Source organism: Streptomyces sp. NPDC051987 (genome assembly GCF_040680735.1).
Lineage (GTDB): Bacteria > Actinomycetota > Actinomycetes > Streptomycetales > Streptomycetaceae > Streptomyces.
In genome coordinates this window covers 1-26,324 of sequence record NZ_JBFAXI010000082.1, presented here as the reverse complement: position 1 = coordinate 26,324, position 26,324 = coordinate 1, and the positions used below count along the sequence as shown (strand labels likewise).

Sequence of the window (26,324 nt, the reverse complement as noted above, 5' to 3'; positions counted from 1 at the left end):
ACCACAAGGTCCCCACCCCGAAGCGGGCCCCGGGGCGCAGCCCCCGACCACGACGGCACCGTCACCACCTCACCCCCCGGACATGAGGGCACCCCCACCACCTCACGCCCCCGACGCCAACGCCCCCCTCATCGGCGTCACCCCGGCAGGGACCGCACGGGCCCGCGCCGGTGTCCCCGTCCAGCACGTGCCCCGGCGGGAGAGGAGCCGGCGGAGCCAGAGCTCCAGGGAGACCAGGTCGGCCAGGCCGTCCAGCGGCAACGGCTCCCCCGCCGCCGCCGCGCGCAGCGCCTTGCGGACCACCCTCGCCTCCACCAGGCCCGCCTGCGCCAGCAGCGGCGTGGAGAAGAGGGAGATCAGCTCGTCGGCCGCCACGCGCAGCCCCGTCCGGGTGGCGGCCGCCGAGGAGGCGTGGGAAGGGGCGCCCCAGCCCGGCGGGAGGTCGGTGACACCGGCGCCCTCCAGGACCGTGCGGAGGATGGCCGCGCGGGCGCCCGGCTGGACCCGCAGCGCCTCGGGGAGGGCACGGCAGGCGCGGACCACCTGGTTGTCCAGGAAGGGGGCGTGGAGGCGCTGGGAGCGGATCTCGGCGGCCTGTTCCAGCACGCGGATGTCGGCCGCATGCCGGGCCAGTACCGCACGCGCGCGGTAGTCTCCGGGTCGCTGTCCGGGGCCGACCCCGGAGCGGTTCGCCGCCCCCTGGAGCAGAACCGATACTTCAGCCAGCGCCTCGCCGGTCAGCCAGCGCGCCGCCGGGCCCGGTCTCGCCCAGGTCAGCGCCGCGAGGGAGGCGCCCACCGCCCCTCCGGGGTCGTCGAACCGGCGCCGCAGCAGGCGCTCGGCGAGCGACTCGACGCCCGCGCGGTACGGCGTGCGCGCCAGGCGCCGGGCCGCGCTGTACACGCGCGCGGGGACCATCACCGAGCCGTCGGCCTTGGCGAGCGCGGCGACCGGGCGCACGAGGTGGCGGCGCTTGCGGTCCATCAGCAGGTCGGCGAGGCGCGCGGGGTGGGCGTCGAGGACCTGACGGGCGCCGTAGCCGGTGAAGTGGTCGGCGCTGCCGGCGGCGAGCCGGGCGCGGTGCCGGGCGGCGGAAACCAGGGACGGGCCCGGTTCGTCGGTGAGGGGGCCGTCGAGGTCGGCGTACGGCAGCATCTCCTCGCCGCCGGTGACCACCACGTGGTGCAGGCGCGGGTTGGCGGCAAGGGTGCCCGCGCGTTCGAGTTCGGCCTCGCGCCCGCCCACGGCGAGGTCGTTGAAGGTGACGGCGAGGAGGCGTTCGCCGGCGCCCGTGCCGTGGCCGAGGATGGTGCCCGGCATCCCGGGCAGCCCCGCGGCGAGCAGCGCGAGGGTGCCCGACGCCGGGCCGCCGGAGAGGTCGGCGCCGATGCCCGGGACCGGCATCCCGCGTGCCGCGCGGCGCTCCGCGGGCCCCATGCCGGGCACCGGACCCGGGTCGATGTCCGGGACGTGCCGGGGTGCCGACAGCCGCGCGCGTACTGCTTCTACGAGCGCGTCCCGTACGGCGTCCACCGCGCGGTCGGGGTCGGCGGAGGGGGCCGCGACCGCGAGCGAGGCGACCTGCTCGTAGCCGGCGACCTCGCGCGCCCCGGTGCGCAGGATCAGCGCATGCCCCGGTGGGATGCGCCGCACGCCCTCGTAGGGGGTCGAGTCGTGCAGGGCGGCCGGCACGTCGGGGACGGCGAGGAGGGCGGCGAGATGGCCGTAGTCGAGGTTGGCCTCGATGAGGTCGGCGAGCGGGAGGGCGGCCGTGGCGTAGGCCGTACCGCCTGCCCAGGGGCTGTAGAAGACCGGGCGGGCACCCGCGAGGTCGCCGCAGACGGTGACCCGGCGGCCGACCTGGACGACGGCCGTGTAGCTGCCGGGCCAGGCGGTCAGATGCCGCAGTGCGCCCCCGCGCGCCGTGAAGAGGCCGAGGCGCAGTTCCTCGTCGCTGGCGCCGCAGGTGCCGAGGACGGCGATGCGGTTCTGCGCGTCGGCCTTGATGACGCGCACCTCGTCGGGGCGCCAGTCGCCGACCGCCCAGAGCGGATCGGGGTCGCCCCACAGGAGCTGCGAGCCGATGGGGTGGACGGTCTCGCCGTCGTAGCCCGTGGCGCCGGCGGAGCCGATCGTGACGGCACCGGAGGCGGTGCTGCTCCATCCCACCAACCACCGCATCGACGCCTCCACAGGCTGTGGACAACCATGCCGGTACGAACCGGGTCCCCATGCTGCCATGAAGGACCCGGTCCGGAGGGGCGGTGGGGCCGCCTTTGATCCCTGGAAGATTCAACGGAGTTGTCACTGCGTCGCCGCAGGACCGGCCGCGTGCGCGTGCCGCGGGAGAGCGGCGGCGAGCGTCGACGGCCGTACGGCACCGGGCCACTGCGACGCGAATGCGCCCCCTGTACGCTCCCCCAAAACGCCCTTCGCGCCCTCAATTGCCATGGTAGGAGCGTTGATCACCCGCGAGCAGCGGGGGCGATTTTCGGCCAAATCCAGAATGACCACGCGGGCGTGCGCACGCTCCGTACATGCTTTGCGCATCGCACGCGCGCGTGCTCGAACGCGCACAGTCCGGGAGGCGGGCATCGCCTCCCGGACCGGTCCGCCACCCGCGGGGATGAAGGTGGCGGTGTCCCCCAGCCCACTGGATCCAGTACAGCGGGCCGACCCACGCACCAGCCATGGAACCGCTCCCCAGATGGCCGGAGAAGAGCGCACGGGCGGGCGCACGGCCACACGGCGGGGGCACGCCGCGACAGGCCGTGCACGGTGCGTGTCTGGGCCGCACTCGCGTACGGACCACAATCCCGCCATCCGGAACAATGCCCCTTAACGCTTGGGATGCGGCGAACTACGCTGGGTTTACGAATGCCGCGTGGTTATGCCAGCGCGGCAGCCGTCTGTGTCGAGGGGTGGCGCATGTCCAGGGAGCAACGCGGGCCGAACGAAAAGCTCGGCGCCGTTCTCGCCCTCGCGGGAATCAGCAACGCAGGACTCGCGCGACGCGTCAACGACCTTGGCGCTCAACGCGGGTTGACTCTTCGCTACGACAAGACGTCGGTGGCGCGCTGGGTGTCGAAGGGCATGGTGCCGCAGGGTGCCGCGCCCCACCTCATCGCCGCCGCGATCGGCCAGAAGCTCGGCCGCCCGGTGCCGCTCCACGAGATCGGCCTGGCGGACGCGGATCCCGCCCCCGAAGTGGGCCTCGCCTTCCCCAGGGACGTCGGCCAGGCGGTGCGGTCGGCCACGGAACTGTACCGCCTCGACCTGGCCGGCCGCCGGGCCGGTTCGGGCGGCATCTGGCAGTCGCTGGCCGGATCGTTCGCAGTAAGCGCATACGCAACGCCCGCCTCGCGGTGGCTGATAACTCCCGCCGACAGTTCGGTGGCGCGCGAGGCGAACAGCGTGGACGGCTCGGGCGCACCGCTCAAAGTCGGCCACAGCGATGTGCAGAAGCTGCGGGAGGCCGCCGAGGACGCCCGGCGCTGGGACTCCAAGTACGGCGGCGGCGACTGGCGTTCGTCGATGGTGCCGGAGTGCTTACGCGTGGAGGCGGCGCCGCTGCTGCTGGGCGCGTACTCCGACGAGGTCGGGCGGGCGCTGTTCGGGGCGAGTGCCGAACTGACCCGGCTGGCCGGGTGGATGGCCTTCGACACCGGGCAGCAGGAGGCCGCGCAGCGGTACTACATCCAGGCGCTGCGGCTCGCCCGCGCGGCGGCGGACGTACCGCTCGGCGGGTACGTCCTGGCATCGATGTCGTTGCAGGCGACCTACCGGGGGTTCGGCGACGAGGGCGTCGATCTCGCGCAGGCCGCCGTGGAGCGGAACCGGGGGCTGGCGACCGCCCGCACCATGAGCTTCTTCCGGCTGGTCGAGGCGCGGGCACACGCGCGTGCCGGTGACGCGCAAGCCGCGGGGGCCGCGCTGAAGGCGGCGGAGGGTTGGCTGGAACGGGCGCGGGAGGGGGACAACGATCCCTCCTGGCTCGGCTTCTACGGCTACGACCGGTTCGCGGCGGACGCGGCCGAGTGCTACCGGGACCTCAAGGCGCCGCGGCAGGTGCGGCGCTTCACGGAGCAGGCTCTGTCCAAGCCGACGGAGGAGTTCGTGCGCTCGCACGGGCTGCGGCTGGTCGTCTCCGCCGTCGCCGAACTGGAGTCGGGGAATCTCGACGCGGCCTGCGAGCAGGGAGTGCGGGCCGTGGAGGTGGCCGGGCGGATATCTTCGGCGCGGACCACGGAGTACGTGAAGGATCTGCTGCACCGGCTGGAGCCGTACGGGGACGAGCCGAGGGTGGTGGAGCTGCGGGAGCGGGCCCGGCCGTTGCTGATGGCGCCGGCGTGACGTTCGCCCTGGGCGTCTGCCGGGTTCTGTCCGATCGGCGGGTGCGGGTGCGTGGGGGCTGGTCGCGCAGTTCCTCCCCCAGCCTTCGGCCGGGGGGACCCCCAGCGCCCCTTCGGGGGCGCCTGACCGGTCGCGCCCACGCGGCGGCAGCCGCAGATCGGACACCGCCCCACGCCCTTACGGGGCGCTTCACCAACCGTGCGTTTGAAGTGGCTGTCAGTGGCGCAGTGCACTATCGACGTGGGAGGTGGTGCGGGTGTCCGCCGGGGTTGGTTACGACTGTGACGTGCTTGTCGTCGGGGGTGGGATCGTCGGGCTGTCCACCGCGTACGCGATCACTCGTGCCGCGCCCGGGACCCGGGTCACCGTGCTGGAGAAGGAGGCCGGGCCGGCGCGGCACCAGACGGGCCGGAACAGCGGGGTCATCCACAGCGGGATCTACTACCGGCCGGGGTCGCTGAAGGCGCGGTACGCCGTCGAGGGCGGCGCGGAGATGGTCAAGTTCTGCGCGGAGTACGGCATCGCGCACGCCGTCACCGGCAAGCTGATCGTCGCCACCGAGCGGGCGGAGATGCCCCGGCTGCACGCGCTCGTGCAGCGCGGCCGGGAGAACGGCATCCCGGTGCGGGAACTCGGGGCCGCTCAGATCGGGGAGTACGAGCCCGAGGTGCGGGGCCTCGCCGCCATACACGTCGGGACGACCGGGGTGTGCGACTTCGTCGGGGTCGCCCGGCAGCTCGGGCGGGCCTCGGGGGCGGAGATCCGGTACGGCGCGCGGGTGGTCCGGGTGGACCGGCGGCCGGAGCGGGGCGTGGCCGTGCTCACCGCGCACGGTGCCGTCGTCCGCGCGCGCGTGCTGGTCAACTGCGCGGGGCTGTACTGCGACGAGGTCGCGCGGCTGACCGGGGACGACCCGGGGATGCGGATCGTGCCGTTCCGGGGGGAGTACTACGAACTGGCCCGGCCGGAGCTGGTGCGGGGGCTGGTGTACCCGGTGCCGGACCCGGCGTTCCCGTTCCTCGGGGTGCACCTCACCCGCGGGATCGACGGCGGCGTGCACATCGGGCCCAACGCGGTGCCGGCGCTGGCCCGGGAGGGCTACGGCTGGGGCGTCGTACGGCCGTGGGAGGTCGCCGGGACGCTGGCCTGGCCGGGGGCCTGGGCGCTGGCCCGGCGGCACTGGAAGTACGGGGGCGGGGAGCTGCGCCGGTCGGTGTCGAAGAAGGCGTTCACGACGGCCGTGCGCCGGCTGCTGCCCGCCGCCGAGGCGGGGGACCTGGTGCCGGCGGCCGCGGGGGTACGGGCGCAGGCCGTGCTGCGGGACGGCACGCTCGTCGACGACTTCCTGATCAAGGAGGCGCCGCGGGCGGTCCACGTGCTGAACGCACCCTCGCCGGCGGCGACGGCCTCGCTGCCGATCGGGCGGGAGGTGGCACGGCGGGCGCTGGCGATGCTGGACGCGGTGTGACCCCGTCGGCCGTCCCCCGCAGGGCCGTAAAATCGACCCACTGTGTCTGATTTCCTCAATGCCTCCGAAACCGAAACCCCCGAGTCCGGCGAGCAGCCGCCGCACGCCCCCGGGGTGTCCGTCCGGCACACCCGGGCCAAGGGCGAGCCCCGGTTCCCGGACGGGCCCAGGGCCGATCCCGCCGGGTCGCACTTCGAGCGGCGGATCCGCAGCTTCCAGCCGCGGCGCAGCCGGGTCACCGCCGGGCAGGCCGACGCGCTGCAGCGGCTGTGGCCCAAGTGGGGCCTGGACATCGACGGGCAGCGGGTGATCGACCTCGGCGAGCTGTTCGGGAACGGCAACCCGGTGGTGCTGGAGATCGGGTTCGGGATGGGCGAGGCGACCGCGCAGATGGCCGTCGGCGACCCGGCCGTCAACATCCTCGCCGTCGACGTGCACACGCCCGGTCAGGGGAACCTGCTCAACCTCGCCGACCAGAACGGGCTGTCCAACGTCCGGGTCGGGAACGGCGACGCCATCATCCTGCTCCGGGAGATGCTGACGCCGGACTCGCTGGACGGGCTGCGCGTGTACTTCCCGGACCCGTGGCCCAAGAAGCGGCACCACAAACGGCGGCTGATCCAGGCCGAGTTCCTCGATCTCGCCGCGACCCGGCTGCGCCCCGGCGCGATCGTGCACTGCGCGACGGACTGGGAGCCGTACGCCGAGCAGATGCTCGACGTGCTGGGCGCCCACCCGGAGTTCGAGAACACGCAGGCCGACGGCGGTTTCGCGCCACGTCCGGCGCATCGGCCGCTGACCCGTTTCGAGGGCCAGGGGCTGGACAAGGGACATGTGGTGAACGATCTGCTCTTCCGCCGCGTACAGCACCGGGTGCGGCAGTGCGAGCAGCACCGTCGGGAGTCACCTCGTTAGGGTCGATGCCGTGGCCACCTTTCCGCCGCCGTACCCGCCGTATCCGCAGCACCCTCCACCCCGCTGGTGGCAGCGGCGCTGGGTGCGGTACGGGGCGCCGGGCACGCTGCTGGCCCTCTCCGGCCTGGTGATCCTCGCGCTGGTGCGGGAGCAGACGGGGACGGAGGGTTTCCTGGTCGGGCTCGGCCTCGCCGTCCTGCCGGTGCCGCTGCTCGTGGCCGCCTTCCGGTGGCTCGACCGGGTGCAGCCCGGTCCCTGGCGGAACCTGCTGTTCGCCTTCGCGTGGGGCGCCTGCGCGGCCGCGCTGATAGCCATCGTCGCCAACAGCTTCGCGACGAAGTGGATAGCGACGGCGACCGCGGATCCGAGCAGCGCGGACCGGCTCGGGGCGACCGTGATAGCGCCGGTGGTCGAGGAGTCGGCGAAGGCGGCGGCCGTGCTCCTCGTCTTCCTCTTCCGCAGACGGGACTTCACCGGGATCGTCGACGGGGTGGTGATAGCCGGGGTCACCGCCACCGGGTTCGCGTTCACCGAGAACATCCTCTACCTCGGCACGGCCTTCGGGACCGACCAGCTGACCGGTGACAGCGGGATCGCCTCCGTCACCGCCGCCACCTTCTTCGTGCGCATCGTGATGTCCCCGTTCGCGCACCCGCTCTTCACCGTCCTCACCGGCATCGGCTTCGGCATCGCCGCGCTCTCCGGGGAGCGGCAGCGGACGCGGCGGGTGCTGGTGCCGCTCGCCGGGCTGCTGCTGGCGATGAGCATGCACGCGTTCTGGAACGGGTCGTCGACGTTCGGCCAGTTCGGCTTCTTCGCCGTCTACACCATGTTCATGGTGCCGACGTTCGGACTGCTGACCTGGCTGGCCGTGTGGACGCGCCAGCGTGAGCTGCGCACCGTGCGGGAAGAGCTGCCGGCGTACGTCTACGCGGGGTGGCTGGGGGCGGCCGAGCCGTTCGTGCTCGGGTCGATGCGGGCGCGGCAGATGGCCCGGGAGTACGCCTCGTACCACTTCGGGAAGGCGGCGGGGAGGTCGGTCGCCGAGTACGAGGGGTACGCGACGACGCTGGCGCTGCTGCGGCGCCGGGGGCAGCGGGGGCGGGCGGGGGCCGACTTCGTGGTCCGGGAGCGGGAGCTGCTGGCGGAGCTGTGGGGCCGACGGGAGCTGGTGCGGCCGGCCCTGGAGTACGCGGCCCGGACGGCCGCGCCGGGCGGCTGGCCGGGGTACGCCGCTCACGTGCCGTCGCCTTACGGGGCGCCCGTCCCGGGGTGGCAGGGGGCGGCGGTGCCGTACCCGTCGTACAACCCGTACCGGAGCTAGCGCTCCGAGGCCGCGGAGGGTACGGCACCGCCGGGACGCGCCGTGGTGGCTGAGCGGTGTCGCGGCGCAGGAGAAGTCGCCGGCGGCCGCCGGGCGCGGGCCGTCAGGCGGAGGCTGTCGTCAGCTTGTTGAGGTCCTCGTCCGTCAAGGTCAGCTCTGCCACGCCCAGCAGCGGCGGGAGTTGGTCGAGGGTGCGGGCCGAGGCGATCGGGGCCGTGACGGTGGGCTGGGCCGCCAGCCAGGCCAGGGCGACCGTGGGGATCGGGGCCTCGTGGGCCGCGGCGACCTCGTCGAGGGCCGCCAGGACCTTCTGGCCGCGCTCCGACTCGGCGTACTGGGCGACCCGGCCCGCTCGCGCGCTGTCGACCGTCGTGCCGGGCCGGTACTTGCCGGTGAGGAAGCCGGACGCCAGGGCGAAGTAGGGGACGGCCGCGAGGCCGGTGCGGGAGGCCAGGTCCTGCAGCGGGCCCTCGTAGGTGTCGCGGGAGACCAGGTTGTAGTGGGGCTGGAGGGCGACGTAGCGGGCGAGGCCCTCGCGGTCGGAGAAGTCCAGGGACTCCTGGAGCCGCTCCGGCGTGATGTTGGACGCGGCGATGTGCCGGACCTTGCCCGCCCGCACCAGCTCGTCCAGCGCGCCGATGATCTCCTCGACCGGGACCTCGGGCTGGTCGAAGTGCGTGTAGTACAGGTCGACGCGGTCGGTGCCCAGACGGCGCAGGGACGCGTCGGCGGCGGCCTTGATGTTGGCGGCGGACAGGCCCGGGTACTCGGGGTGCTGGCTGACCTTGGTCGCGATGACGACGTCGTCGCGGTTGCCGCGCGCCTTGAGCCACTTGCCGATGATCGTCTCGGACTCGCCGCCCTTGTTGCCCTCGATCCACGCCGAGTACGAGTCGGCGGTGTCGACGAAGTTGCCGCCCGCGGCGGTGTAAGCGTCGAGCACGGCGAACGAGGCGGCCTCGTCGGCGGTCCAGCCGAAGACGTTACCGCCGAGGGCGAGCGGGAAGACCTCCAGGTCGGAGGCGCCGAGCTTGCGGAGGGATGCGGAAGAACCAGTCATGCCCCACTTCAACACGCGTCCCCGCACGCCCCATCCCGGCGCAACACGAAGTTCTTGTAAAGGCGTCGGTTCTTGCAAAGGCGTCGGGTCTTGTAGAGGTGTCGGGTCTTGTAAAGGTCTCGCGGCCCGTCCGGGTCAGGGGTTGAGGCCCTTGCCGCGCAGCCAGGCCATCGGGTCGATGGCGGTGGCCTGTCCGTTCGGGTGGACCTCCAGGTGGAGGTGGGGGCCGGTCACGTTGCCGGTGGCGCCGACGCGGCCGATGACGTCGCCGGTGGCGACCTTCTGGCCGACCTTCACGCCGATCGAGGACTGGTGGCAGAACCACAGCTCGGTGCCGTCGTCGAGGGTGATGATCGTGCGGTAGCCGTAGGCCCCGGCCCAGCCCGCCTCGGTGACCGTGCCGCTGTGCACGGCCTTGATCAGCGTGCCGGTGGGCGCGGCGAAGTCGAGGCCGGTGTGGTAGCCGGAGGACCACATGGAGCCGGCCTGGCCGAAGGTGCCGGTGAGCGTGTACGAGACGACCGGCAGCGTGTACTGCTTGGCCAGCTCGGCGAGGTGGGCCTGCTCGGCCTTCTGCTTCGCGGACGCCTCGGCCTTCTCCTTGGCGTCGGCGGCCTTCGCTGCGGCCGCCTTCTCCGCCTTGGCCTCGGCGGCGGCGAGCGCCTTGTCGGCGGCGGCGGCGGCCTTGGCGCCGGCCTTGGTGTCGAGCTGGCTCTGCTGCTGCGCGGCCTGGGCGATGATCCGGCTGCGCAGCGCTTCACCGGCGTCCGCGGAGGAGTCCGCGTCGGTGGCGGCCGCCGTGGTGACGCTGCTGAGGGCGGTCTGGACGGCCTGGTGACCGCTGTCCTCGCCCAGCAGGGAGCTGACGGAGGAGGGCAGGTCGGACAGGGAGATGGAGACCGGCGGCTTGCCGGTGTTCGCGCTGGCCATGCCGCCCGCGCCGACGGCAGCGATGACGCCGACGCCGAGAACCGTGGAGCTGCGGGCGAGGCCGCCGCCCTTCTGCTTGGTGACCCGGTGCCGGCCGCGGACCGCGGCGAGGGACTCCTCGGTGGGGTTCCACTCCTCGAAGGGGCCCTCGTCGGAGCGGTAGCCGCCGTAGCCGAAGGTGTCGGGTCGGCGCTGGCTGGGCACGAACGGGGCTGTGGGAGCAGGCGGGTTGGACGCCACGCGGGCGCACTCCTTTCCTTCCGCCGCCTACCGGGTTAGCTGACGGGTTCGGAGCAGGAAGGTCTCCTACGCGCGTATACCTGCCGTTTCGTACCCGGCGGTAGACGTGCGATTCACCCCAAGGTGGTGGTTCCCCGGTTCCCTTGCGGGATTCGGCGCGTGCGCACGGAGCCGTCTCGGGTGACGGCTGGGACGACCGCGCTGCGTTATCGAACGTTAATAGACCCGGCTATCAGTTTCCAAGCTGTTGGCCTTGATCATTAAGCTTTCAAAGCCTGGACTTACCTGCCATGACCGGTCAAAAACGGTCGAGTCGACGAGGCGCGCGGCTCGGCTCAGGAGTCCCACAGGTATCGGTGGTGACCACGTCCACGGAGCGCTGGATACGACTCAGGGCCGGAATCCGATGCATGCATCGGATTCCGGCCCTGGGCTTCAGTAGCGGGGACAGGATTTGAACCTGCGACCTCTGGGTTATGAGCCCAGCGAGCTACCGAGCTGCTCCACCCCGCGTCGGTGACACCAGCATACGCCATCCGAAGACCGGGAGTCGCACGGGTTAAACAAGCGGTGCAGGTTCCGGGCCGGCAGGCCCCCGATCGTGGCCGCGATCTCGTCGGGTGCCTCTTCGGCCATGCAATGCCCGGCGCGGGTCAGCTGGTGGTCCAGGTCCGGCGCCCAGGCCTTCCACACCCCGGGAGCGTCGTAGCCGAGCTGCGCGCCCCACACGCCGGCGCCGCCAGCGGAATGCTGACCCTGGGCCCGGTGGCGCGGTACCTGGCCGCGGGCCGGTGGGGGCTTGTCGCGCAGTTCCCCGCGCCCCTGAAGGGGCGCTGCCGCAACGTGCCCCGAAGGGGTGCTGGGTCCCCCCGGCCGAAGGCTGGGGGAGGAACTGTGCGAGCACCCCCAGGCACCCGCACCCGCAAAAGCACCGCGGCCCGCCCCTCCTCGATCTCCCCCCTCGGTCTCCCCCTCACCCGAGAAGATGCCCGTTCGGTGCCTTCGCCGGCGTCTCGTACTCCTCCAGGACCAGCACCGACACCCCCGCCTCGCGCAACGCCCCCGTCCCGTCGGCCGCCGTCACGAACGTGTCCGGCTCGCGCCAGGCGGTCACCACCCGCCGTACCCCGGCCCGCAGGATCAGCTCGGCGCAGGGGTGCGGACGGGAGGCGCGGCGGGTGCAGGGTTCGAGGCTGGTGTAGACCGTGGCGCCGGGCAGGCGGGGGTCGGCCGGGGGGATCTTGGCCAGGGCCGCCTCCTCCGCGTGGACCACGGGATCGCCGGCCTCCCGGGAGTGGCCGCGGGCCAGTTCCGTGCCGTCGGACGCGACCACCACCGCGCCGACGCTGAACGCGGTCGGGGAGGGCGGGCAGTCGGCCGCCAGTTCGCAGGCGAGCCGCAGCCAGTGGCGGTCGGCGGCGGACGGCACCGCGCCCGTGCCCGGGGCCGTGGGCTCGTACCGGGTCAGGACGACGTCCTCGATACGGCGGGTCTCCAGGAGCCGCAGCCGCCCGGCCTGGTAGCCGCCCGGCCCGAACAGGCGCGGGGCCTTCGGATCGCCGACGAAGAGCGGGGCCAGCACCAGCTGGAGCTCGTCGGCCAGGCCCTGCTGGAGGAGCTGGGTGTGGACCGTGCCGCCGCCCTCGACCATCAGGCGCCGGACGCCCCGCACGTCGTGCAGGTGCTCCAGGAGGCGCCGCCAGTCGAGCTCCGGGCCCAGGGACACGACGTCCGCCGCGACCCGGGCCCGCTCCGCGCCCTCGTCCGTCGTGTAGACGGCCTTCGCGCCGCCCGTGTGCCAGAACTTCGCCTCCGGGTCCAGTTCTCCGGTCGCGGTGACCGTGACCTTGAGGGGGTACTCCGGCCTGCCCGCCGCCAGCCGGGCCGCGCGCCGATCCGGGTCGTTGACCAGAAGCCGCGGGTTGTCCGCGCGGATGGTGCCGGCGCCGACCAGGATCGCGTCGACGGACGCCCGCACCTCGTCGACGCGGTCGAAGTCGGCCGGCGAGGAGAGCAGCAGCCGGTCGGGGCCGGTGTCGTCGAGGTAGCCGTCGAGGGAGACGGCGGCGGAGAGCAGGACGTAGGGGTAGGGCATCGGACGCGCTCACTCCCGGGGACGGGCAGTCTTGGTTAAAGTTTGAAACAAACCTACACTGGGTGCATGAAGACTCGCTGGCTCACTCCCAAGGAGCAGCGCGCGTGGCGCGCGTTCATGGCGGCGACGCACCTCCTGGAGGACGCGATCGACCGGCAGCTCCAGCAGGACGCCGGCATGCCGCACCTGTACTACGGCATCCTCGCCAACCTCGCCGAGGAGCCGGAGCGCAGGCTGCGCATGACCGACCTCGCCGAGAAGTCGAAGATCACCCGGAGCCGGCTGACCTACGCCGTGACGCGGCTGGAGAAGGACGGGCTGATCCGGCGCGAGGACTGCCAGTGGGACAAGCGGAGCAGCTTCGCGATCCTGACCGACGAGGGCATGGCGGTGCTGGAGCGCACGGCACCGGGGCACGTGGAGACGGTGCGGGCGGCGGTCTTCGACCAGCTCTCCGACGAGCAGGTGGAGCAGCTGGAGACGATCGGTTCGGCGATCGCGCGGGCGCTGGAGGGCGACGAGGCCCCCAGGCCGACGTCGGACGAGGTGCCGTGGCGGCGTCGCTCGTCCCCCTGTTCCGGTTCGTGAAACCGGGACTCGCGAAACCTCGGGGTAATCTGTTGCTTCAAATTTAAAGCATGAGGTAGGGTTCCCTCCGTGGATCTGCTTCAAATCTGAAGCAGGCACCCGCGACGTCCCGTACCGGGACTGCCGTCCTGCACCCGGACACTGGAGAACCCGATGACCGACTTCCCCGCCGCCACCCAGCGCGCCCGTGTCCGGGTCCCGCTGCGCTTCGCCGACGGCTACAGCGTCGACGCCGAGCTCGTCACCTTCCACGGACTGACCGACGGTCAGGAGCACGTCGCCGTCGTCCTGGGCGAGCCCGCCCCCGGCGCCCTCCCGCTGGTCCGCCTGCACTCCGAGTGCCTGACCGGCGACGTCTTCGGCTCGGCCCGCTGCGACTGCGGCCCCCAGCTGCGCGAGGCCGTCGAGCGCATCGCCGACCGCGGCGGCGTCCTGCTCTACCTGCGCCAGGAAGGCCGGGGCATCGGCCTCTACAACAAGCTCGACGCCTACGCCCTCCAGGACCAGGGCCTGGACACCTACGAGGCGAACGCCGCCCTCGGCCTGCCCGAGGACGCCCGCGACTACACCGCCGCCGCCCAGATGCTGGCCGCCCTCGGCATCGGCGACCTGGACCTGCTCTCCAACAACCCCGACAAGGCCGAGCAGTTGCGGGGCCTCGGCGTCACCGTCCGCGACCGCGTCCCGACCGGCGTCTTCAGCACCGCCCACAACGTCCGCTACCTGCGCGCGAAGGTCCTGCACACCCAGCACACCCTGCCGCTGGCCGAACTGACGGAACTGAACGCGGGCTGAGCCGCGCCGGGCGCGGTATGCCGGCAGCAACCGGCACACCGACGAGGAAGCCACCGCGGACGACCGGCTGACGCGTGTTCTCGACGACCTCGACGGCTCGGCGGGCGGCGTCGGCCTGGTGGGCGTGGCTCTTCGCTTCGTGCCGGCGCCCGGCGACTGTGACGGCCCAGACGAGGGCTGCAACCAGGGCGGCAAGTGCGCTGCCGCCGGAGCCGGTGACGGTGTGCACGATGTCGCGTGCCGCGCTGCGCAGAGTCCGGGCGGCACGTTCTTCCGCCCGGACCTGGGAACGCTGGACCCGGCCGAACGCCGCGGCGGTGACCCGGAGTTCGGCGCGCAGATGGGCGGGTGCCTGCTGGGCGGTGGCTTCGAGGAGTTCGCCGAGGGCGGTGATGTGAGCCTGGGCCTGAACTGGACCTCGACGCCGTCGGCTTCGAGGTGGGCGATGAACTCCTCGGCGTTGGTCACGTGGGGGATGGCGGCGCGGATGCGGTCCTGGAGCCACTCGGCGCGGGTCTGGTCCCAGCCGAGGCATTCGGCCTTGTGCATCTCGGCCTGGGTGGGGCGCCGGGCACCTGTGCGGTCGCCCTTCTCCAGGCGGCGCAGCCCGTAGACCTTCTCGATCTCGCGGCAGGCGTCGCCGACACGGAGGCCGCTGTCGTGGAGTTGGGGACGGCGGCCGTCTTCGCGGGCAGTGGCGGCGAGGATGTGGTGTGGTCGTCGGCGTGGCGTACGGCGATCCAGCGGCAGCCCGGCAGCGAAGCCGATCCCCCGGTCGCGTCGGGCGACCGCCGAACCGTCCGCCCGACCCGCAGCCGATCCGCAGGCCACGGCCACATCCGCGCACGCATCGCTCACGCAATGGCTCGAAAACGAGTCAGCGCCTGAGCCGACCGAAGCCGACTCAGGCGCTGCATAGCAGGTCAGAGGGCGTTTACCTCCCCCGCCACCGGTAGGCCGTGTGGGACTCGAACCCACAACCAATGGATTAAAAGTCCACTGCTCTGCCAATTGAGCTAACGGCCCAGGCGATGTTGCCTCCCCGAGCATAGCCGGACGAAGGCGTCTGGCCGATCGGGTATCGGGGTCGTGGCCGCGTCGCGTGGCGGAAGTGGGGTGGAAGTGGCCCGGTGGGTCAGAGATCGACCAGTTTGGCGGTGTCCTCCGGGCGCGCCGTCCGGTCCGGGTTGAGGAACCAGTGGCGGGCCGAGACCTGCCACCAGATCGCGGCGAAGCCGAGGACCGCGAGGACGGCCACCGGGGCGTAGTTGAAGGACTCCCAGGTGACCGGGGAGACCTGCGGAAGCATGAACAGGACGGTGATGACGACGACCCACGTCACCGAGATCACGCCGATGACCAGCGACCAGCGGCCCAGGTGCCAGGGTCCCCGCTCGAACGCGTCGCCCTTGCGCACCCGCAGCAGCGTCGGGATCACGTACGCCACGTACAGGCCGATCACCGCGATGGACGTCACCGCGGCGTAGGCCGTGTAGTTGATCAGGTACGGCAGGCCCAGCGCGAGGGCGGCGAGGGCCGCCAGCCAGACCGCCGCCACGGGGGTGCGGGTGCGGGGGCTGACCGTGTGCCAGACGCGGGAGAACGGCAGCGCGCCGTCGCGGGAGAAGGCGTAGATCATGCGGCTGTTGGCCGTCACCGACGCCATCCCGCAGAAGAGCTGGGCGCCGATCACCACGAGGAGGAGGAGCTTGCCGGTGGTGGCGCCGAGCGCGTCCAGGAGGATCTGGGCGGGAGGCGCGCCGGTCGGGGACTTCAGCTCCTTGTCGTACGACTGGATCGCGAAGGTGAAGCCGAGGAGGAGCACGAAGCCGGCTATCCAGGACGTCCAGATCGAGCGGACGATGCCCTTGGGGCCCGCCGTCGCCGCGTCGTGGGTCTCCTCGGTCATGTGCGCCGAGGCGTCGTACCCCGTGAAGGTGTACTGGGCCATCAGGAGGCCGATCAGGACGACGTACGGGCCGCTGCTCCAGCCCGTCTCGTTCACGAACCTGGTGAAGACGAAGGACGCCGACTGGTGGTGGTCGGGGACGAAGGTCAGCGCGCCGACGATCACCAGGACGCCGAGCACGTGCCACCACACGCTGACGCTGTTCAGCAGGGCGACGATGCGGACACCGAAGGTGTTGAGGAGGCCGTGCAGCACGAGGATCCCGGCGAAGAGCAGGATCGTGCGGCCGGGGGTGACGGTGAAGTCGAACTGGAGGTTCAGGTAGGCACCCAGGAAGGACGCGGCGCCGAAGTCGATGCCCGCCGTCACCGCCACCTGGCCGAGCACGTTGAACCAGCCCGTGAACCACGCCCAGGCCGCGGCCGAACGGGGCGGGGCCAGCCGGTGGGCCCAGAAGTACAGGCCCGCCGAGGTGGGGTAGGCGGAGCAGATCTCCGCCATCGACAGGCCCACGAAGAGGGTCATCAGGCCGACGGCCACCCAGCCCCAGGTGATCACCGCCGGGCCGCCGGTGATCATGCCGAACAGGTAGAGGGTGAGACAGCCGGAGAGGACCGAGATGATCGTGAAGGAGACCGCGTAGTTCGAGAAGGCCGACATGCGGCGGGCCAGGACCTGGGTGTAGCCGAGCTGGGCCAGCCGTTCCTCGTCGGAGAGGGCGGGTGGCGCGCCTGCGGACGACTTGACTGTCGCGTCATCTGTCATGCCCCCAGCGATTCCCACCCTGGGGGCGTGACATGCGTCACAGCATGGCCGAAAACCGGGTGTAGCAGGCCGGAAACAGGCCTAGAAGAGCGCCCGGTAGCCCTGCCACCCCGTCGCGATCCGCACGCGCGCCGCGAACGTCCCCTTGCCGCTGCCCGTCTGCCGGTACAGGTTGCCCGCGGTGTCCCGCATCACCAGGTCGTTCCTGCCGTCCCCGGTGATGTCACCGACGCCCACGACCGCGTTGTACGAGGCGTTCCAGTGCGCGGCGACCTGCACCCGCTCCTTGACCTGTCCCGCCCCGGTACCGTCGTAGCGCCACAGTGTGCCGGCCTTGTCCACCGCCAGCACGTCCCCGAAGCCGTCGCCGTTCAGGTCACCGGCGCCGACGATCTTCGTGTACGCCGACCAGGTGCGGATCTTGACGCCGGCCTTGAGCTTGCCGCTGCCGTTGTCGGCGAACAGGTAGACGTCGCCGGTGGAGGCCTTGCGGGCCAGCAGGTCGGTCCTGCCGTCGCCGGTGAGGTCGCCGGGGGCGGTGAGGACGTTGTACGCGTTCCAGCCGGTGCCGAGGGAGACGTGCTGGTCGGTCGGCTTGTACGAGCCGCCGCACTTGCCGGTGTACCGGCGCAGCTCCCCGTTCGGCATCCGCACCAGCAGCTCGGCGCACCGGTCGCCGGTCATGTCCCCGAAGGGCACGGCGGCCGTGCCCTTCGGCCAGCCGGAGGCCGTCCACGTGCCACTGAACCTGCCGTCGCCCGTGGTGGAGTGCAGGGTGAGGCCGCCGGAGGAGCTGAGGGTGACCAGGTCGCCGTAGCTGTACCCGCTCTGATCGTGGAAGCCCTGGGTGCCGCCGGTGTAGCCGAACTTCCCGCTCGTGGTGTACGTGCCCGAGCCCTCGACGGCGGTGGCCGTCAGCGTCCAGGTCTTCGGGCCGTTGAGCGGATAGCCGCCCGCGTCGTTCGTGCCGTCCCAGTCGAGGTCGACGGACGCACCGCTGCCCTTGATGGTGCGGTCGGCGTGCCCGTGGGCGTCCTTCACCGTGAAGGTCCAGTTCGCGGGCTTGCTGAACTGCCAGAGGCTGTCCCAGGTGGTGCTGCCCGAGACACCTTCCCTGGCGTCCTCGTCCGAGTCGTCCACATCCGACTCGATCCCCGACAGGGACTGCGTCGGCACCCCGCTCGGCACGATCCGGATCACGCCGTCCGGGCCGACGTACGCGATGTCGCCGCCGAACTTGTCCACGGACCAGGTCAGCCGCCGCTGGTCGGCGGTGTGCCCGGCGGGCAGGTCGGCGATCGCGCGCGCCGCGGCCGCGGTCCCGGTGTGGAAGTCCGTCAGCATGAGCCTGCCCGCGGCCCGGTCGTGCTGGACGAGGTAGCCGTCGCCGACGAGCGCCGGGCCGGAGGGCACCGTGATGTTCTTCTTCGCCGTACGGTCGTACACGCCCGCCGCGCCGGCCGGACCGCAGTTCCAGTAGATCCAGCGGCCGACGACCTGGAGTTCCTTGACCGTGCAGGGCGCGCCGGTGGCGACGGTCGCGACCGTCTTCCTCGCCTCCAGGTCGTATCCGGTGACGACGCCGTTGCCGGTGCCCGGCGTCCACAGCGTCGGCCCCCACACGGAGGCGGCGGTGACGGACCGGGTCAGCCGGACGTCCTCGTAGCGGTACGGGTTCACCGCGTCGACGTACTGCTTGCCGGTGGAGGAGGCCTGGTAGACGTAGTAGCGGCCGGTGGCGTCGACGAAACGGCCGCCGGTGACGGTCGGCTCAGGACCGCCGTCCAGCGTGGTGTCGGTCAGGTGGATCTGGGCCGTCTGCCTGCCGGTGCCGTCGTCCATGAAGTCGCCGAGCCAGGTGTTGCCGAAGGTGCGCATCGGCACGCAGCCTCGCGGACCCGCGTCGCACGGCACCCGCTGGACATGGTCGCCGTACGCGTACGTGTCGGCGTACCCACGGTACGTCTTCTCCAGCACCGTGGAGCCGTCGGCCGAGATCTTCCGGCCGACCACCCACTGGTAGCCGCTCGGCGTGTTCTCCACGGTGGTCAGGAAGCCGCCCGCGTAGTCGATGCCCCAGACGCCGTCCGTCGTGATCGGCGTCGGGGTGGTGTCCGCGGCGGCGGTGCCCGCGGTGGTCAGCGAACCGGCGCCGAGGGCGGCCAGGCCGACGAGAGTGAGCGCGATCCGGACGTGCCGGCTCAAGGAACCCCCCAGGGAAAGTAAAAAGTCAGAGGATGTTAACAACCGGCACCCAGCCGTCAACAGCGAATTGCCCCCGAACGGGCGGCGGTTGACGGGCGGGCGAGGGGGGCGGGCGGCCGGGTCCGGGAACGCGGAAGGGCCCGTACGACAGGTCGTCGTACGGGCCCTCCGCTCAGCTCACTCGGTGTCAGCCGTTGCGCTTCCAGCGCGGCTTGTCGTCACGGCGGCCGAAGGAGCCGGAGGACGAGGAGCCACGGTGGTCGTCACGACGGCCGTACGGACGCTCGTGGCCGCTGTGGCCGCCGCTGCGGAAGCCCGGACGGTCGTCGCGGCGGTCGCGGTTGAAGGGGCGGTCGCTGCCACGGTGGCCGGACGGACGGTCGTCCCGGCGGAAGCCGCCGCGGTCGTCACGGCGCTCGAAGGAACGGCCACCACGGTCGTCACGATCCCGGTCGAACGGGCGACGGTCGTCACGGCGGTCGTCCCTGCGGAAGCCGCCGCGGTCGTCACGGCGCTCGAAGGAACGGCCACCGCGGTCGTCCCGGCGGTCGTCACGACGATCGCGGTTGAACGGACGGTCGGTGCGGTCGCGGTCGAAGGAGCGGCCACCGCGGTCGTCACGGTCCCGGTCGAAGGGGCGACGGTCGTCCCGGCGCTCGAAACCGCGCTCGCGGTTTTCCCGGCGCTCGAAGGGGCGGCCGCCCCGGTCGTCGCGACGCTCGAAGCCACGGTCGCGATCACGGTCGCGGTTGAACGGGCGCTCGCCGCGGTCGCGGTCCCGGTCGAAGGAGCGCTTCTCGAAGCCGCGCTCCCTGCTGTCCCGGCGCTCGGTCTCCCGCGCCGCCGGGGCCGCCGGCTCCGCCGCCACGACGGTCTCCTCGACCACCGCGGCCTCGGCCTCGGCCTGGGCCTGTGCCTCGGCCACCGCCACCTCGGGGTCCTCGCCGCGCTCGCGGGCGACCCGGGCGACCAGGCGGTCGGCCTCCTCGCGCAGCTCGGTGGCCCGGCGCTGCGCCCGCTCCAGCTGCTTGGTGAGCTGGGCGACGTCCCGCTCGGCCTGCTGCGCCGCGTTGCCCGCGGACTCGGCCTGCACCTCGGTCATGGACCGGGCGCCGGTGATGTCGGCGACCTCGGGGTCGAAGGCCGTCCCGGAGTTGATGATGTGACGGCCGGCGTCGACGCCCGCGTCCTCCATCAGCCGGAAGATCTGGCGCCGCTGGTGCGGCAGGGAGAGGGAGACGACCGTACCGGTGCGGCCCGCGCGAGCGGTACGGCCGGCCCGGTGCAGGTAGTCCTTGTGGTCGCCGGCCGGGTCGACGTTCAGCACCAGGTCGATGCCGTCGACGTGGATGCCGCGGGCGGCGACGTCGGTGGCGACCAGGACGTTGACGTAGCCGTCCTTGAAGTCGGCCAGGGTCCGGGTGCGGGCGCCCTGGGTCATGCCGCCGTGCAGCGCGTCGGCCTTCACCCCGGCGTCGCGCAGCTGCTCGGCGACGCGGTCGGCGCCCAGCTGGGTGCGGACGAAGATGATCGTGCGGCCCTTGCGGGAGGCGATCGCGGCGGTGACCGGCGCCTTGTCCTTGGGCTTCACGATGAGGATGTGGTGCGACATGGTCGTGACCGCGCCCTGGGCCGCGTCCACCTCGTGGTGGACGGGGTTGTTCAGGTAGCGCTCGACCAGGGTCTGGATCTCGTTCTCCATCGTGGCGGAGAAGAGCATGCGCTGGCCGCCGGCCGGGATCTGGTCGAGCAGCTCGGTGACCTCGGGCAGGAAGCCCAGGTCGGACATCTGGTCGGCCTCGTCGAGGACGGCGATCTGCACGTCCTCCAGGGAGCAGGCGCCGCGGTTGATGATGTCGCGCAGGCGGCCCGGGGTGGCGACGAGGATGTCGACCCCGCGCTCCAGGGCGTAGATCTGGTTGCCCATGGACGTACCGCCGCAGACGACCTTCATCTTCAGGCCGAGGACGTCGCCGTAGGGCTGGAGCGCGTCGGCGACCTGCATCGCCAGCTCGCGGGTGGGGGTGAGGATGACGGCGCGCGGCCGCTTCTTCTCGGTGTGGCCGCCGGCCAGGGTGGCAAGGGTCGGCAGACCGAAGGAGAGGGTCTTGCCGGAGCCGGTGCGGCCACGGCCGAGGATGTCCTTGCCGGCCATGGCGTCCGGGATGGTCGCGGCCTGGATCGGGAAGGGGGTCGTCACGCCGTTCTGCGCGAGCTTGCGCACGACGCCCTCGGGGAGGCCGAGGTCGGCGAAGGTGGTCTGGGGGGTGGTGTCGGTGGTGTCAGCGGTCTCTTCGGAGACCTGGGTCACCAGTTCGTCGTCCTGGATGTTCTCGGGCACGACGAGCTGATCATTACTGGACACGGACATGCGTATGCGAAACCTTCCGGAGTCTCTTCGGCACGCGCCCGTCAACTCCGTGATTCGCTCACGACCGCCTCAATGCGGTCCGCCACGGCAAGGGAGAGTACGCGCCACACGGCGCGCTCTGCGGTGGCGCCGGGCAAATGGGATCAAACGATCTACCACCATACGCACCCAACACCCCGGAAGGCAAACCGAGCGCCAACCACACAGCGCACAGCAGGCTTGCCTCAGCCCCAAAGACGCTCACGCCAATCCGCCGCCACACAGCTCGCACAGACCGGACGCGCAGCCCTACGACCCCCACAACACCCGCCCCCACCAACTTCTTCCCCACCGAGACCCCCATCTCCGTCCACCCGTGATCCCCCCGCCCGATCCCTCCCGCCCCCGTGACACACCCCACACCTGACCCCGGCCCCCCTACCCGGCAATCACCCCACCCACGGCCCGAACCAACCCTCTTCCCCGGGCGCCCAGCCCCCGCGGATCGGTCCGGCGGTGGCCGACGGCGTGCGCCCCCCTGCGTCGGCGCCCCCCTTCACGCCGGGGTTCCCGCTTCCGGGGCCGGTTCGCGCTGGACCAACTGGGTGCCCGTGTCCTGGTGGGCGGAGGAGGACGGCTCGGCCGACGGCGGGTCCGTGGCCGGGGGCGGTGGGGTGGGGGAAGCGGGAGGCGGGGTGGGCGAGGCCGGCGGTGGGGCGGGCGTCGTCGGGGCCCCCGTCGGCCCGGCCGGCACCCCCGGCGCCGCGCTGTCACCCGGCTTCGCCGGCACCGCCGCGGACGCGCTCGCCCCCTTGGTCGGTTTCGCGGACGCCGACGCCGACTCCCCCGGCTTCGCCTTCTCCCCGTGCCCGCGCTTCCCGTCGGCCGCCGCACCGCCGTAGCCCGCGCTCCCCTCACCGGACACCCCGGACCCGCCGTCGGCCACGTCGCCGTCCCGGTGCCCCGCCGAGTGCGACGGCTTCGCCTTCCCCGCGTCGTCACCCACGTTCACACAGCCGGCGGCGGCCGCGACCGCCATCACCGTGACGACCAGACGGACGGGTACGTTCAAGGGGCGCACGGTGGCCACCTCCGGGGGCGGAGAAAGAAGTCAACCTGCCCAACTCCCGCCGCCCACAAGAGGACACGCCCCCGGCCGTCGCGAGGGCACGGGTGTGTGGTCCACCATGGGGTGTGCGATTCGACTCCGTTCCCATGCCGCCGAGCGTCGAGGCCAGGCCTCGTGACAGCCGCGGCTACCCGGTGCCCGCGATCACTCCGTGGGAGGACGAGACCCCCCGGTTCGCGCTCACCGACTACGAACGCAGCGCGGAGTGCGCCCGGAACCGGCTCTGTTCCGTCTGCAACACCCTGATGCCCAAGGGCCCGGTGTGGCGGGTGGTCGGCGCCGCGGAGAGTGCCGCGATCCGTGACACGCTGGACGCCGGGCGGCCGTACCGGAACCTGGCACCGACCCTGGAGGCGCCGGGGCACCGGGCGTGCATGCTCTACGCCTCGATGGTCTGCCCGTATCTGGCCCGCCCCAACGCCAGGCGGGGCACGAGCGCGGAAACCCCGGACGACATGACCGCGCATGTCGTCCGGGGTGCGGTGCGAGGGGAGCTGGGTGCCGTGGTGGGCTTCGGCGACTACGAGTTCGCCGTCACCAGGTCCCAGGTCCTGTTCCGTTTCCTGGACGTGGTCGAGTTCCTGCCGCACGACACCGCCGACGAGCACCTGCCGGCGCTGCGGGCCGAACTCGCCCGCGCGGCGGGCCGGTCGGGCGGCAGGCAGGACGGCGGACAGCCGCGGTAGGCCTCAGCCCCGGCAGGCGTCCGCCGCGTCAGACCCGGCAGGCGTCAGCCGCGGTAGGCGGGCAGACCCTTGTGGGCGGAGACCTTGACGGGGCTGCCGAACCCGTGGCCGGTCCTGGTGACGGTGTAGGTGCCGCCCGGCGTCCGGAAGGCGATCGTCTTGCCGTTGGGCGACCAGGCGGGCTCGGTGTAGTCCGTGGTGGCGTGCGGGGTGACGTCCTTGACGGCGTTGGTGCCGGCGCTCAGGTCGTCCACGAAGAGGTGGTCGTGCCCGCCGACCGAGCGGACGAAGACGATCTCCTCCTCGTCCGGGGAGAGCGCGGGCTCGGAGCCCTTGGCCAGCGCACCGCCCTGCTGGCGCAGGTAGTCGTCCCGGATGTAGACCTCGCCGGTGCGGGTGTTGTCGTAGACGGCCGTGCCGTGGGACCCGCCGACGTTCGGCCAGGCGTTGTTCGTCTGCGGGAGGGCGCCCGCCTCCGGGTCGTCGCTGTACAGGCTGATCTTGACCGGCTTGCCGTGGTCGCTGGTGGCCTTGACGCGCTCCAGCACGGTGCTGCCGTGGATCTTGGCGGCGAAGATGATGTTGTTCTTCGCGGGGATGCCGTTCGTCCGGTCCGCCGCGGCGACCTGCCAGGTCGGGTGGGACCAGGTCTGGTTGCCCGGATTGGCGGCGACGGTGACACGGTGGCTGCCGTCGGGGTCGGAGACGACGAGGTTGCCGTGGCCGTCGACGAAGGCGGCCTTGCTGCCGCTCGGGTTCCAGGCCAGGTCGCGGACGACGGTACCGAAGTCGATGGACCGGCCACCGACGAGAACGTGCCGGGTGCCGTCGCTGATGGTCAGCCCCCGGGGCACGGTCACGGCCTTGGCGGCGGGGGCGGCCGTCGCGGTGGCGGACAGACCGGCCACGGCCAGCAGTGCGGCGACACCGGTGACGGCGGCCACTGCGGTACGACGACGGTAACGTGCGGACATCGGGTTCCCCCCAGGGTGGATGACGCTGCGACAGGACAAACGGTCAGTAGTCGGCTTCCCGCTGATCGAAGTCTTCCCGGGGGTGGTGACGGGGCTGTGCGTGCGCTGTCACAGACGTGCAATAGGGCCACAGCCGCGTTCGTCCCCGACAATGGCCCTGTGCTGGAGATGACACGCGACAGCTTCGAAGAGCTGGTGAGCGAGGCCCTGGACCGGATCCCGCCCGAGCTGACGCGGGTCATGGACAACGTGGCCGTGTTCGTGGAGGACGAACCGGCCGCCGACGACCCGGAGCTGCTGGGCCTGTACGAGGGGACACCGCTCACCGAACGCGGCGAGTGGTACGCCGGGGTCCTGCCCGACCGCATCACCATCTACATGGGGCCGACCCTGCGTTACTGCGAGACGCCGGACGACGTGGTCCATGAGGTCGCCGTGACCGTCGTCCACGAGGTGGCGCACCATTTCGGCATCGGGGACACCCGGCTCCATGAACTGGGCTGGGGGTGACTCCTCCTCTCCCCGCGCCCGCGCCAGCGCCCGCCCCGCGCCAGCGCCCGCCCCGCGCCCACCACGCCTCGCGCCTCGCGCGACGCGCGTGCGCAGGTCGCGCCGCACCGCATACGCACCCGCATTCCTGGGCATACGGCACCAATGGCCCGCGTCCGCACCCGAACCCGAGCCCGCCTGCCCGTTCTCGAACTCGCCCCGGAGGCACAGCGGGCGCCCGTCTGGAGCCGCGCCCTCGGCCTGGCGGCCGTCGTCCTCGTCGGCGCCTGGCTCGGCCTGCTGATCGTCGGGAACGTCCCCGCCCAGGTCGGCCCGATGGACACGACGATGACGCTGCGCCCGTCCCTCACCGGCGGCACGAAGATCAACGTCTCCCCGCTGGGCGCCCTCTACCTGGACACCCACACCGGTCCCGTCCGCCTCGACGTCAACGTCGATCAGCTCGACCCGGTCCGCGCCCAGGCTCTGGTGGACCACCCCGAACGCCTCTCCGGCCTCCAGGACGAGGTGACCCGCGACGTCGAGCACGGCACCGTCGACCTGGCCGTCCGCTCCTGCGTGGCCGTCGTCGCCGGCGCCACCGCTCTGGGCCTCGCGGTCTACCGGCGCCCGCGCCGCGCCCTGGCCGCCGGCGGCCTCGCCCTGACCCTGCTCGCCTCCTCCGGCGCGACCGCGTACGCCACCTGGAACCCCGAGTCGGTCCTGGAGCCGAGGTTCTCCGGACTGCTCTCCTCCGCCCCGGCCCTGGTCGGCAACGCGCGCAGCATCGTCACCGAATTCGACGTCTACCAGAAGGAACTCGCCCGCCTGGTGACGAACGTGACGAAGCTGTACGACGTCACCTCCACGCTGCCCGCCTACTCGCCGGACCCGGCGACCCTGCGCGTCCTGCACGTCTCGGACATCCATCTGAACCCGGCGAGCTGGAAGATCATCGCCTCGCTGGTGGAGCAGTACAAGGTGAACGTGATCGTCGACTCCGGCGACACCATGGACCACGGCACGGCGGCCGAGAACGGCTTCCTGGACCCGATCGCCGACCTGGGCGTGCCCTACGTCTGGGTCCGGGGCAACCACGACTCGCGCACCACCCAGCGCTACCTGCAGCGCATGAAGAACGTGCACGTGCTGGACGACGGCCGCGCCGAGACGATCGGCGGGCTGCGCTTCGCCGGGATCGGCGACCCCCAGTTCACGCCCGACCGCTCGGTCGTCCCCGGCGGCGACGCGGCCGAGGACCGGGCCGGGGACCGCCTCGCCACGGCCCTGCGGGAGCAGCGGGCGGCCGGCACCCCGGTGGACGTGGCGATCGCCCATGAACCGTCGGCGGCCCGGATGACGGACGGCGAGGTGCCCCTGGTCCTGGCGGGCCACCTGCATCACGAGGGGACGGAGATCCTGCCGCACGGCACCCGGCTGCGCATCGAGGGCTCCACGGGCGGCAGCGGACTGCGTGCCGTCGAGGGCAAGTACCCGGACCCGATCGAGGCCTCGATCCTCTACTTCGACCGGGACAGCCGGCGGCTCCAGGCCTGGGACGAGATCAGGCTGGGCGGTCTCGGCGAGACGACGGCCGAGGTCAGCCGCCACCTCCCGCACGACGCGTTGGACCAGCGGCTTCGCCGCGGGCAACCGAGCGGCGCGCCGTCCCCCTCACCGAGCCCGTCCCCCTCAGGAGGCAGGTCCGGCACCGCCTCGCCTCCGGCGCCGTAAACCGTTTTGGCGATACTCCCCGCCATCCCATATGCTTCTCACGTCCCCGACGCGCTGACGAAGCGCCCAGGCGGGCCGATAGCCCTCATCGTCTAGCGGCCTAGGACGCCGCCCTTTCAAGGCGGTAGCACGGGTTCGAATCCCGTTGGGGGCACGCAAGATCGTGTGCAACACTGTTGCACACACAGCTTGGTCCTGTGGAGCAGTTTGGAGTGCTCGCCACCCTGTCAAGGTGGAGGCCGCGGGTTCAAATCCCGTCAGGACCGCTGAGGTTTCACGTGAAACCTCGTGGCTGGGTCCGCCGCCTCGCCCTCG

General features: G+C 72.3%; 18 protein-coding genes, 4 tRNA genes, 2 pseudogenes and 1 riboswitch. Of the genes and pseudogenes, 11 read left to right on the top strand and 13 right to left on the bottom strand.

Annotated features, from left to right (window positions below):
- Window positions 1–102 precede the first annotated feature (102 nt).
- Window positions 103–2,181: an asparagine synthase-related protein gene (locus AB0M11_RS31840; RefSeq protein ID WP_365711595.1), complete on the bottom strand. Its 2,079-nt coding sequence runs from the start codon at window positions 2,179–2,181 to the stop codon at window positions 103–105.
- A 747-nt stretch (window positions 2,182–2,928) separates the two neighbouring features.
- Here AB0M11_RS31840 and AB0M11_RS31835 point away from each other — a divergent pair.
- The 4 genes from AB0M11_RS31835 (at window position 2,929) to AB0M11_RS31820 (ending at window position 8,060) form a co-directional block, all read left to right on the top strand.
- Window positions 2,929–4,353 (top strand): MFS transporter, encoded by a 1,425-nt coding sequence (locus AB0M11_RS31835; protein WP_365711594.1) that lies wholly within the window; start codon window positions 2,929–2,931, stop codon window positions 4,351–4,353.
- Between the two features lie 247 nt (window positions 4,354–4,600).
- Window positions 4,601–5,821 (top strand): L-2-hydroxyglutarate oxidase, encoded by a 1,221-nt coding sequence (gene lhgO, locus AB0M11_RS31830; RefSeq protein WP_365711593.1) that lies wholly within the window; start codon window positions 4,601–4,603, stop codon window positions 5,819–5,821.
- A 42-nt stretch (window positions 5,822–5,863) separates the two neighbouring features.
- Window positions 5,864–6,736: a tRNA (guanosine(46)-N7)-methyltransferase TrmB gene (gene trmB, locus AB0M11_RS31825; protein WP_365711592.1), complete on the top strand. Its 873-nt coding sequence runs from the start codon at window positions 5,864–5,866 to the stop codon at window positions 6,734–6,736.
- Window positions 6,737–6,746: 10 nt separating this feature from the next.
- The gene (locus AB0M11_RS31820; RefSeq protein ID WP_365711591.1) at window positions 6,747–8,060 is read left to right on the top strand and encodes a PrsW family intramembrane metalloprotease; all 1,314 of its coding nucleotides are present in this window, start codon (window positions 6,747–6,749) and stop codon (window positions 8,058–8,060) included.
- A 103-nt stretch (window positions 8,061–8,163) separates the two neighbouring features.
- Here AB0M11_RS31820 and AB0M11_RS31815 read toward each other — a convergent pair whose 3' ends face one another.
- From AB0M11_RS31815 to AB0M11_RS31795, 5 genes and pseudogenes are all read right to left on the bottom strand, one after another.
- A complete protein-coding gene (locus AB0M11_RS31815; protein WP_365711590.1) occupies window positions 8,164–9,120 on the bottom strand; it encodes an aldo/keto reductase in 957 nt (318 codons plus the stop codon).
- Between the two features lie 135 nt (window positions 9,121–9,255).
- Window positions 9,256–10,290, bottom strand: coding sequence for a M23 family metallopeptidase (locus tag AB0M11_RS31810; protein WP_365711589.1), 1,035 nt, complete (start codon window positions 10,288–10,290; stop codon window positions 9,256–9,258).
- A gap of 7 nt (window positions 10,291–10,297) precedes the next feature.
- A riboswitch (cyclic di-AMP (ydaO/yuaA leader) is annotated at window positions 10,298–10,458 on the bottom strand.
- Window positions 10,459–10,729: 271 nt separating this feature from the next.
- A tRNA-Met gene (locus tag AB0M11_RS31805) sits at window positions 10,730–10,803 on the bottom strand.
- Window positions 10,804–10,869: 66 nt separating this feature from the next.
- Window positions 10,870–11,016: pseudogene (locus AB0M11_RS31800) on the bottom strand (alpha/beta hydrolase); the annotation flags it as partial.
- 247 nt (window positions 11,017–11,263) lie between these two features.
- Entirely contained in the window at window positions 11,264–12,385 is a 1,122-nt protein-coding gene (locus AB0M11_RS31795) for a dihydrofolate reductase family protein (protein WP_365711588.1), read from the bottom strand.
- 66 nt (window positions 12,386–12,451) lie between these two features.
- Between AB0M11_RS31795 and AB0M11_RS31790 the strand changes: the two genes are divergently transcribed.
- Together AB0M11_RS31790 and ribA are read left to right on the top strand one after the other, a co-directional pair.
- Complete coding sequence (locus tag AB0M11_RS31790) at window positions 12,452–12,973, top strand: MarR family transcriptional regulator (RefSeq protein ID WP_365711587.1); 522 nt, start codon at window positions 12,452–12,454, stop codon at window positions 12,971–12,973.
- 153 nt (window positions 12,974–13,126) lie between these two features.
- The gene (gene ribA / locus AB0M11_RS31785) at window positions 13,127–13,768 is read left to right on the top strand and encodes a GTP cyclohydrolase II (RefSeq protein WP_365711586.1); all 642 of its coding nucleotides are present in this window, start codon (window positions 13,127–13,129) and stop codon (window positions 13,766–13,768) included.
- A 79-nt stretch (window positions 13,769–13,847) separates the two neighbouring features.
- On the opposite strand, the pseudogene AB0M11_RS31780 reads toward ribA, so the two are convergent.
- From AB0M11_RS31780 to AB0M11_RS31755, 6 genes and pseudogenes are all read right to left on the bottom strand, one after another.
- A pseudogene (locus tag AB0M11_RS31780) lies at window positions 13,848–14,517 on the bottom strand (relaxase/mobilization nuclease domain-containing protein); the annotation flags it as partial.
- Window positions 14,518–14,721: 204 nt separating this feature from the next.
- Window positions 14,722–14,794 (bottom strand) — tRNA-Lys (locus AB0M11_RS31775).
- Window positions 14,795–14,903: 109 nt separating this feature from the next.
- A complete protein-coding gene (locus AB0M11_RS31770) occupies window positions 14,904–16,442 on the bottom strand; it encodes an amino acid permease (RefSeq protein ID WP_365711585.1) in 1,539 nt (512 codons plus the stop codon).
- A gap of 81 nt (window positions 16,443–16,523) precedes the next feature.
- The gene (locus tag AB0M11_RS31765) at window positions 16,524–18,647 is read right to left on the bottom strand and encodes a VCBS repeat-containing protein (protein ID WP_365711584.1); all 2,124 of its coding nucleotides are present in this window, start codon (window positions 18,645–18,647) and stop codon (window positions 16,524–16,526) included.
- 187 nt (window positions 18,648–18,834) lie between these two features.
- Complete coding sequence (locus AB0M11_RS31760) at window positions 18,835–21,018, bottom strand: DEAD/DEAH box helicase (protein WP_365711583.1); 2,184 nt, start codon at window positions 21,016–21,018, stop codon at window positions 18,835–18,837.
- A gap of 535 nt (window positions 21,019–21,553) precedes the next feature.
- On the bottom strand, window positions 21,554–22,078 hold the full coding sequence (locus tag AB0M11_RS31755; RefSeq protein WP_365711582.1) for a hypothetical protein: 525 nt from the start codon (window positions 22,076–22,078) through the stop codon (window positions 21,554–21,556).
- Window positions 22,079–22,212: 134 nt separating this feature from the next.
- On the opposite strand from AB0M11_RS31755, the gene AB0M11_RS31750 reads away from it, so the two are divergent.
- Complete coding sequence (locus AB0M11_RS31750) at window positions 22,213–22,812, top strand: hypothetical protein (RefSeq protein WP_365711581.1); 600 nt, start codon at window positions 22,213–22,215, stop codon at window positions 22,810–22,812.
- A 44-nt stretch (window positions 22,813–22,856) separates the two neighbouring features.
- Here AB0M11_RS31750 and AB0M11_RS31745 read toward each other — a convergent pair whose 3' ends face one another.
- Entirely contained in the window at window positions 22,857–23,786 is a 930-nt protein-coding gene (locus tag AB0M11_RS31745) for a hypothetical protein (protein ID WP_365711580.1), read from the bottom strand.
- Between the two features lie 159 nt (window positions 23,787–23,945).
- Between AB0M11_RS31745 and AB0M11_RS31740 the strand changes: the two genes are divergently transcribed.
- The 4 genes from AB0M11_RS31740 to AB0M11_RS31725 all read left to right on the top strand — a co-directional run bounded on the left by AB0M11_RS31740 (window position 23,946) and on the right by AB0M11_RS31725 (window position 26,275).
- A complete protein-coding gene (locus AB0M11_RS31740) occupies window positions 23,946–24,296 on the top strand; it encodes a metallopeptidase family protein (protein WP_365711579.1) in 351 nt (116 codons plus the stop codon).
- 144 nt (window positions 24,297–24,440) lie between these two features.
- Window positions 24,441–26,009, top strand: a complete 1,569-nt coding sequence (locus AB0M11_RS31735; protein ID WP_365711578.1) for a metallophosphoesterase — start codon at window positions 24,441–24,443, stop codon at window positions 26,007–26,009.
- A gap of 81 nt (window positions 26,010–26,090) precedes the next feature.
- Window positions 26,091–26,163 (top strand) — tRNA-Glu (locus AB0M11_RS31730).
- A 37-nt stretch (window positions 26,164–26,200) separates the two neighbouring features.
- Window positions 26,201–26,275, top strand: a tRNA-Asp gene (locus tag AB0M11_RS31725).
- Window positions 26,276–26,324 lie beyond the last annotated feature (49 nt).

What these genes read in the sequence shown, in the direction of transcription:
- AB0M11_RS31840 (WP_365711595.1), bottom strand. Translation starts at nt 2,181, where the DNA reads ATGCGGTGGTTGGTGGGATGGAGCAGCACCGCCTCCGGTGCCGTCACG.
- AB0M11_RS31835 (WP_365711594.1), top strand. Translation starts at nt 2,929, where the DNA reads ATGTCCAGGGAGCAACGCGGGCCGAACGAAAAGCTCGGCGCCGTTCTC.
- AB0M11_RS31815 (WP_365711590.1), bottom strand. Translation starts at nt 9,120, where the DNA reads ATGACTGGTTCTTCCGCATCCCTCCGCAAGCTCGGCGCCTCCGACCTG.
- AB0M11_RS31795 (WP_365711588.1), bottom strand. Translation starts at nt 12,385, where the DNA reads ATGCCCTACCCCTACGTCCTGCTCTCCGCCGCCGTCTCCCTCGACGGC.
- AB0M11_RS31790 (WP_365711587.1), top strand. Translation starts at nt 12,452, where the DNA reads ATGAAGACTCGCTGGCTCACTCCCAAGGAGCAGCGCGCGTGGCGCGCG.
- ribA (WP_365711586.1), top strand. Translation starts at nt 13,127, where the DNA reads ATGACCGACTTCCCCGCCGCCACCCAGCGCGCCCGTGTCCGGGTCCCG.
- AB0M11_RS31770 (WP_365711585.1), bottom strand. Translation starts at nt 16,442, where the DNA reads ATGACAGATGACGCGACAGTCAAGTCGTCCGCAGGCGCGCCACCCGCC.
- AB0M11_RS31760 (WP_365711583.1), bottom strand. Translation starts at nt 21,018, where the DNA reads ATGTCCGTGTCCAGTAATGATCAGCTCGTCGTGCCCGAGAACATCCAG.
- AB0M11_RS31750 (WP_365711581.1), top strand. Translation starts at nt 22,213, where the DNA reads ATGCCGCCGAGCGTCGAGGCCAGGCCTCGTGACAGCCGCGGCTACCCG.
- AB0M11_RS31745 (WP_365711580.1), bottom strand. Translation starts at nt 23,786, where the DNA reads ATGTCCGCACGTTACCGTCGTCGTACCGCAGTGGCCGCCGTCACCGGT.
- AB0M11_RS31735 (WP_365711578.1), top strand. Translation starts at nt 24,441, where the DNA reads ATGGCCCGCGTCCGCACCCGAACCCGAGCCCGCCTGCCCGTTCTCGAA.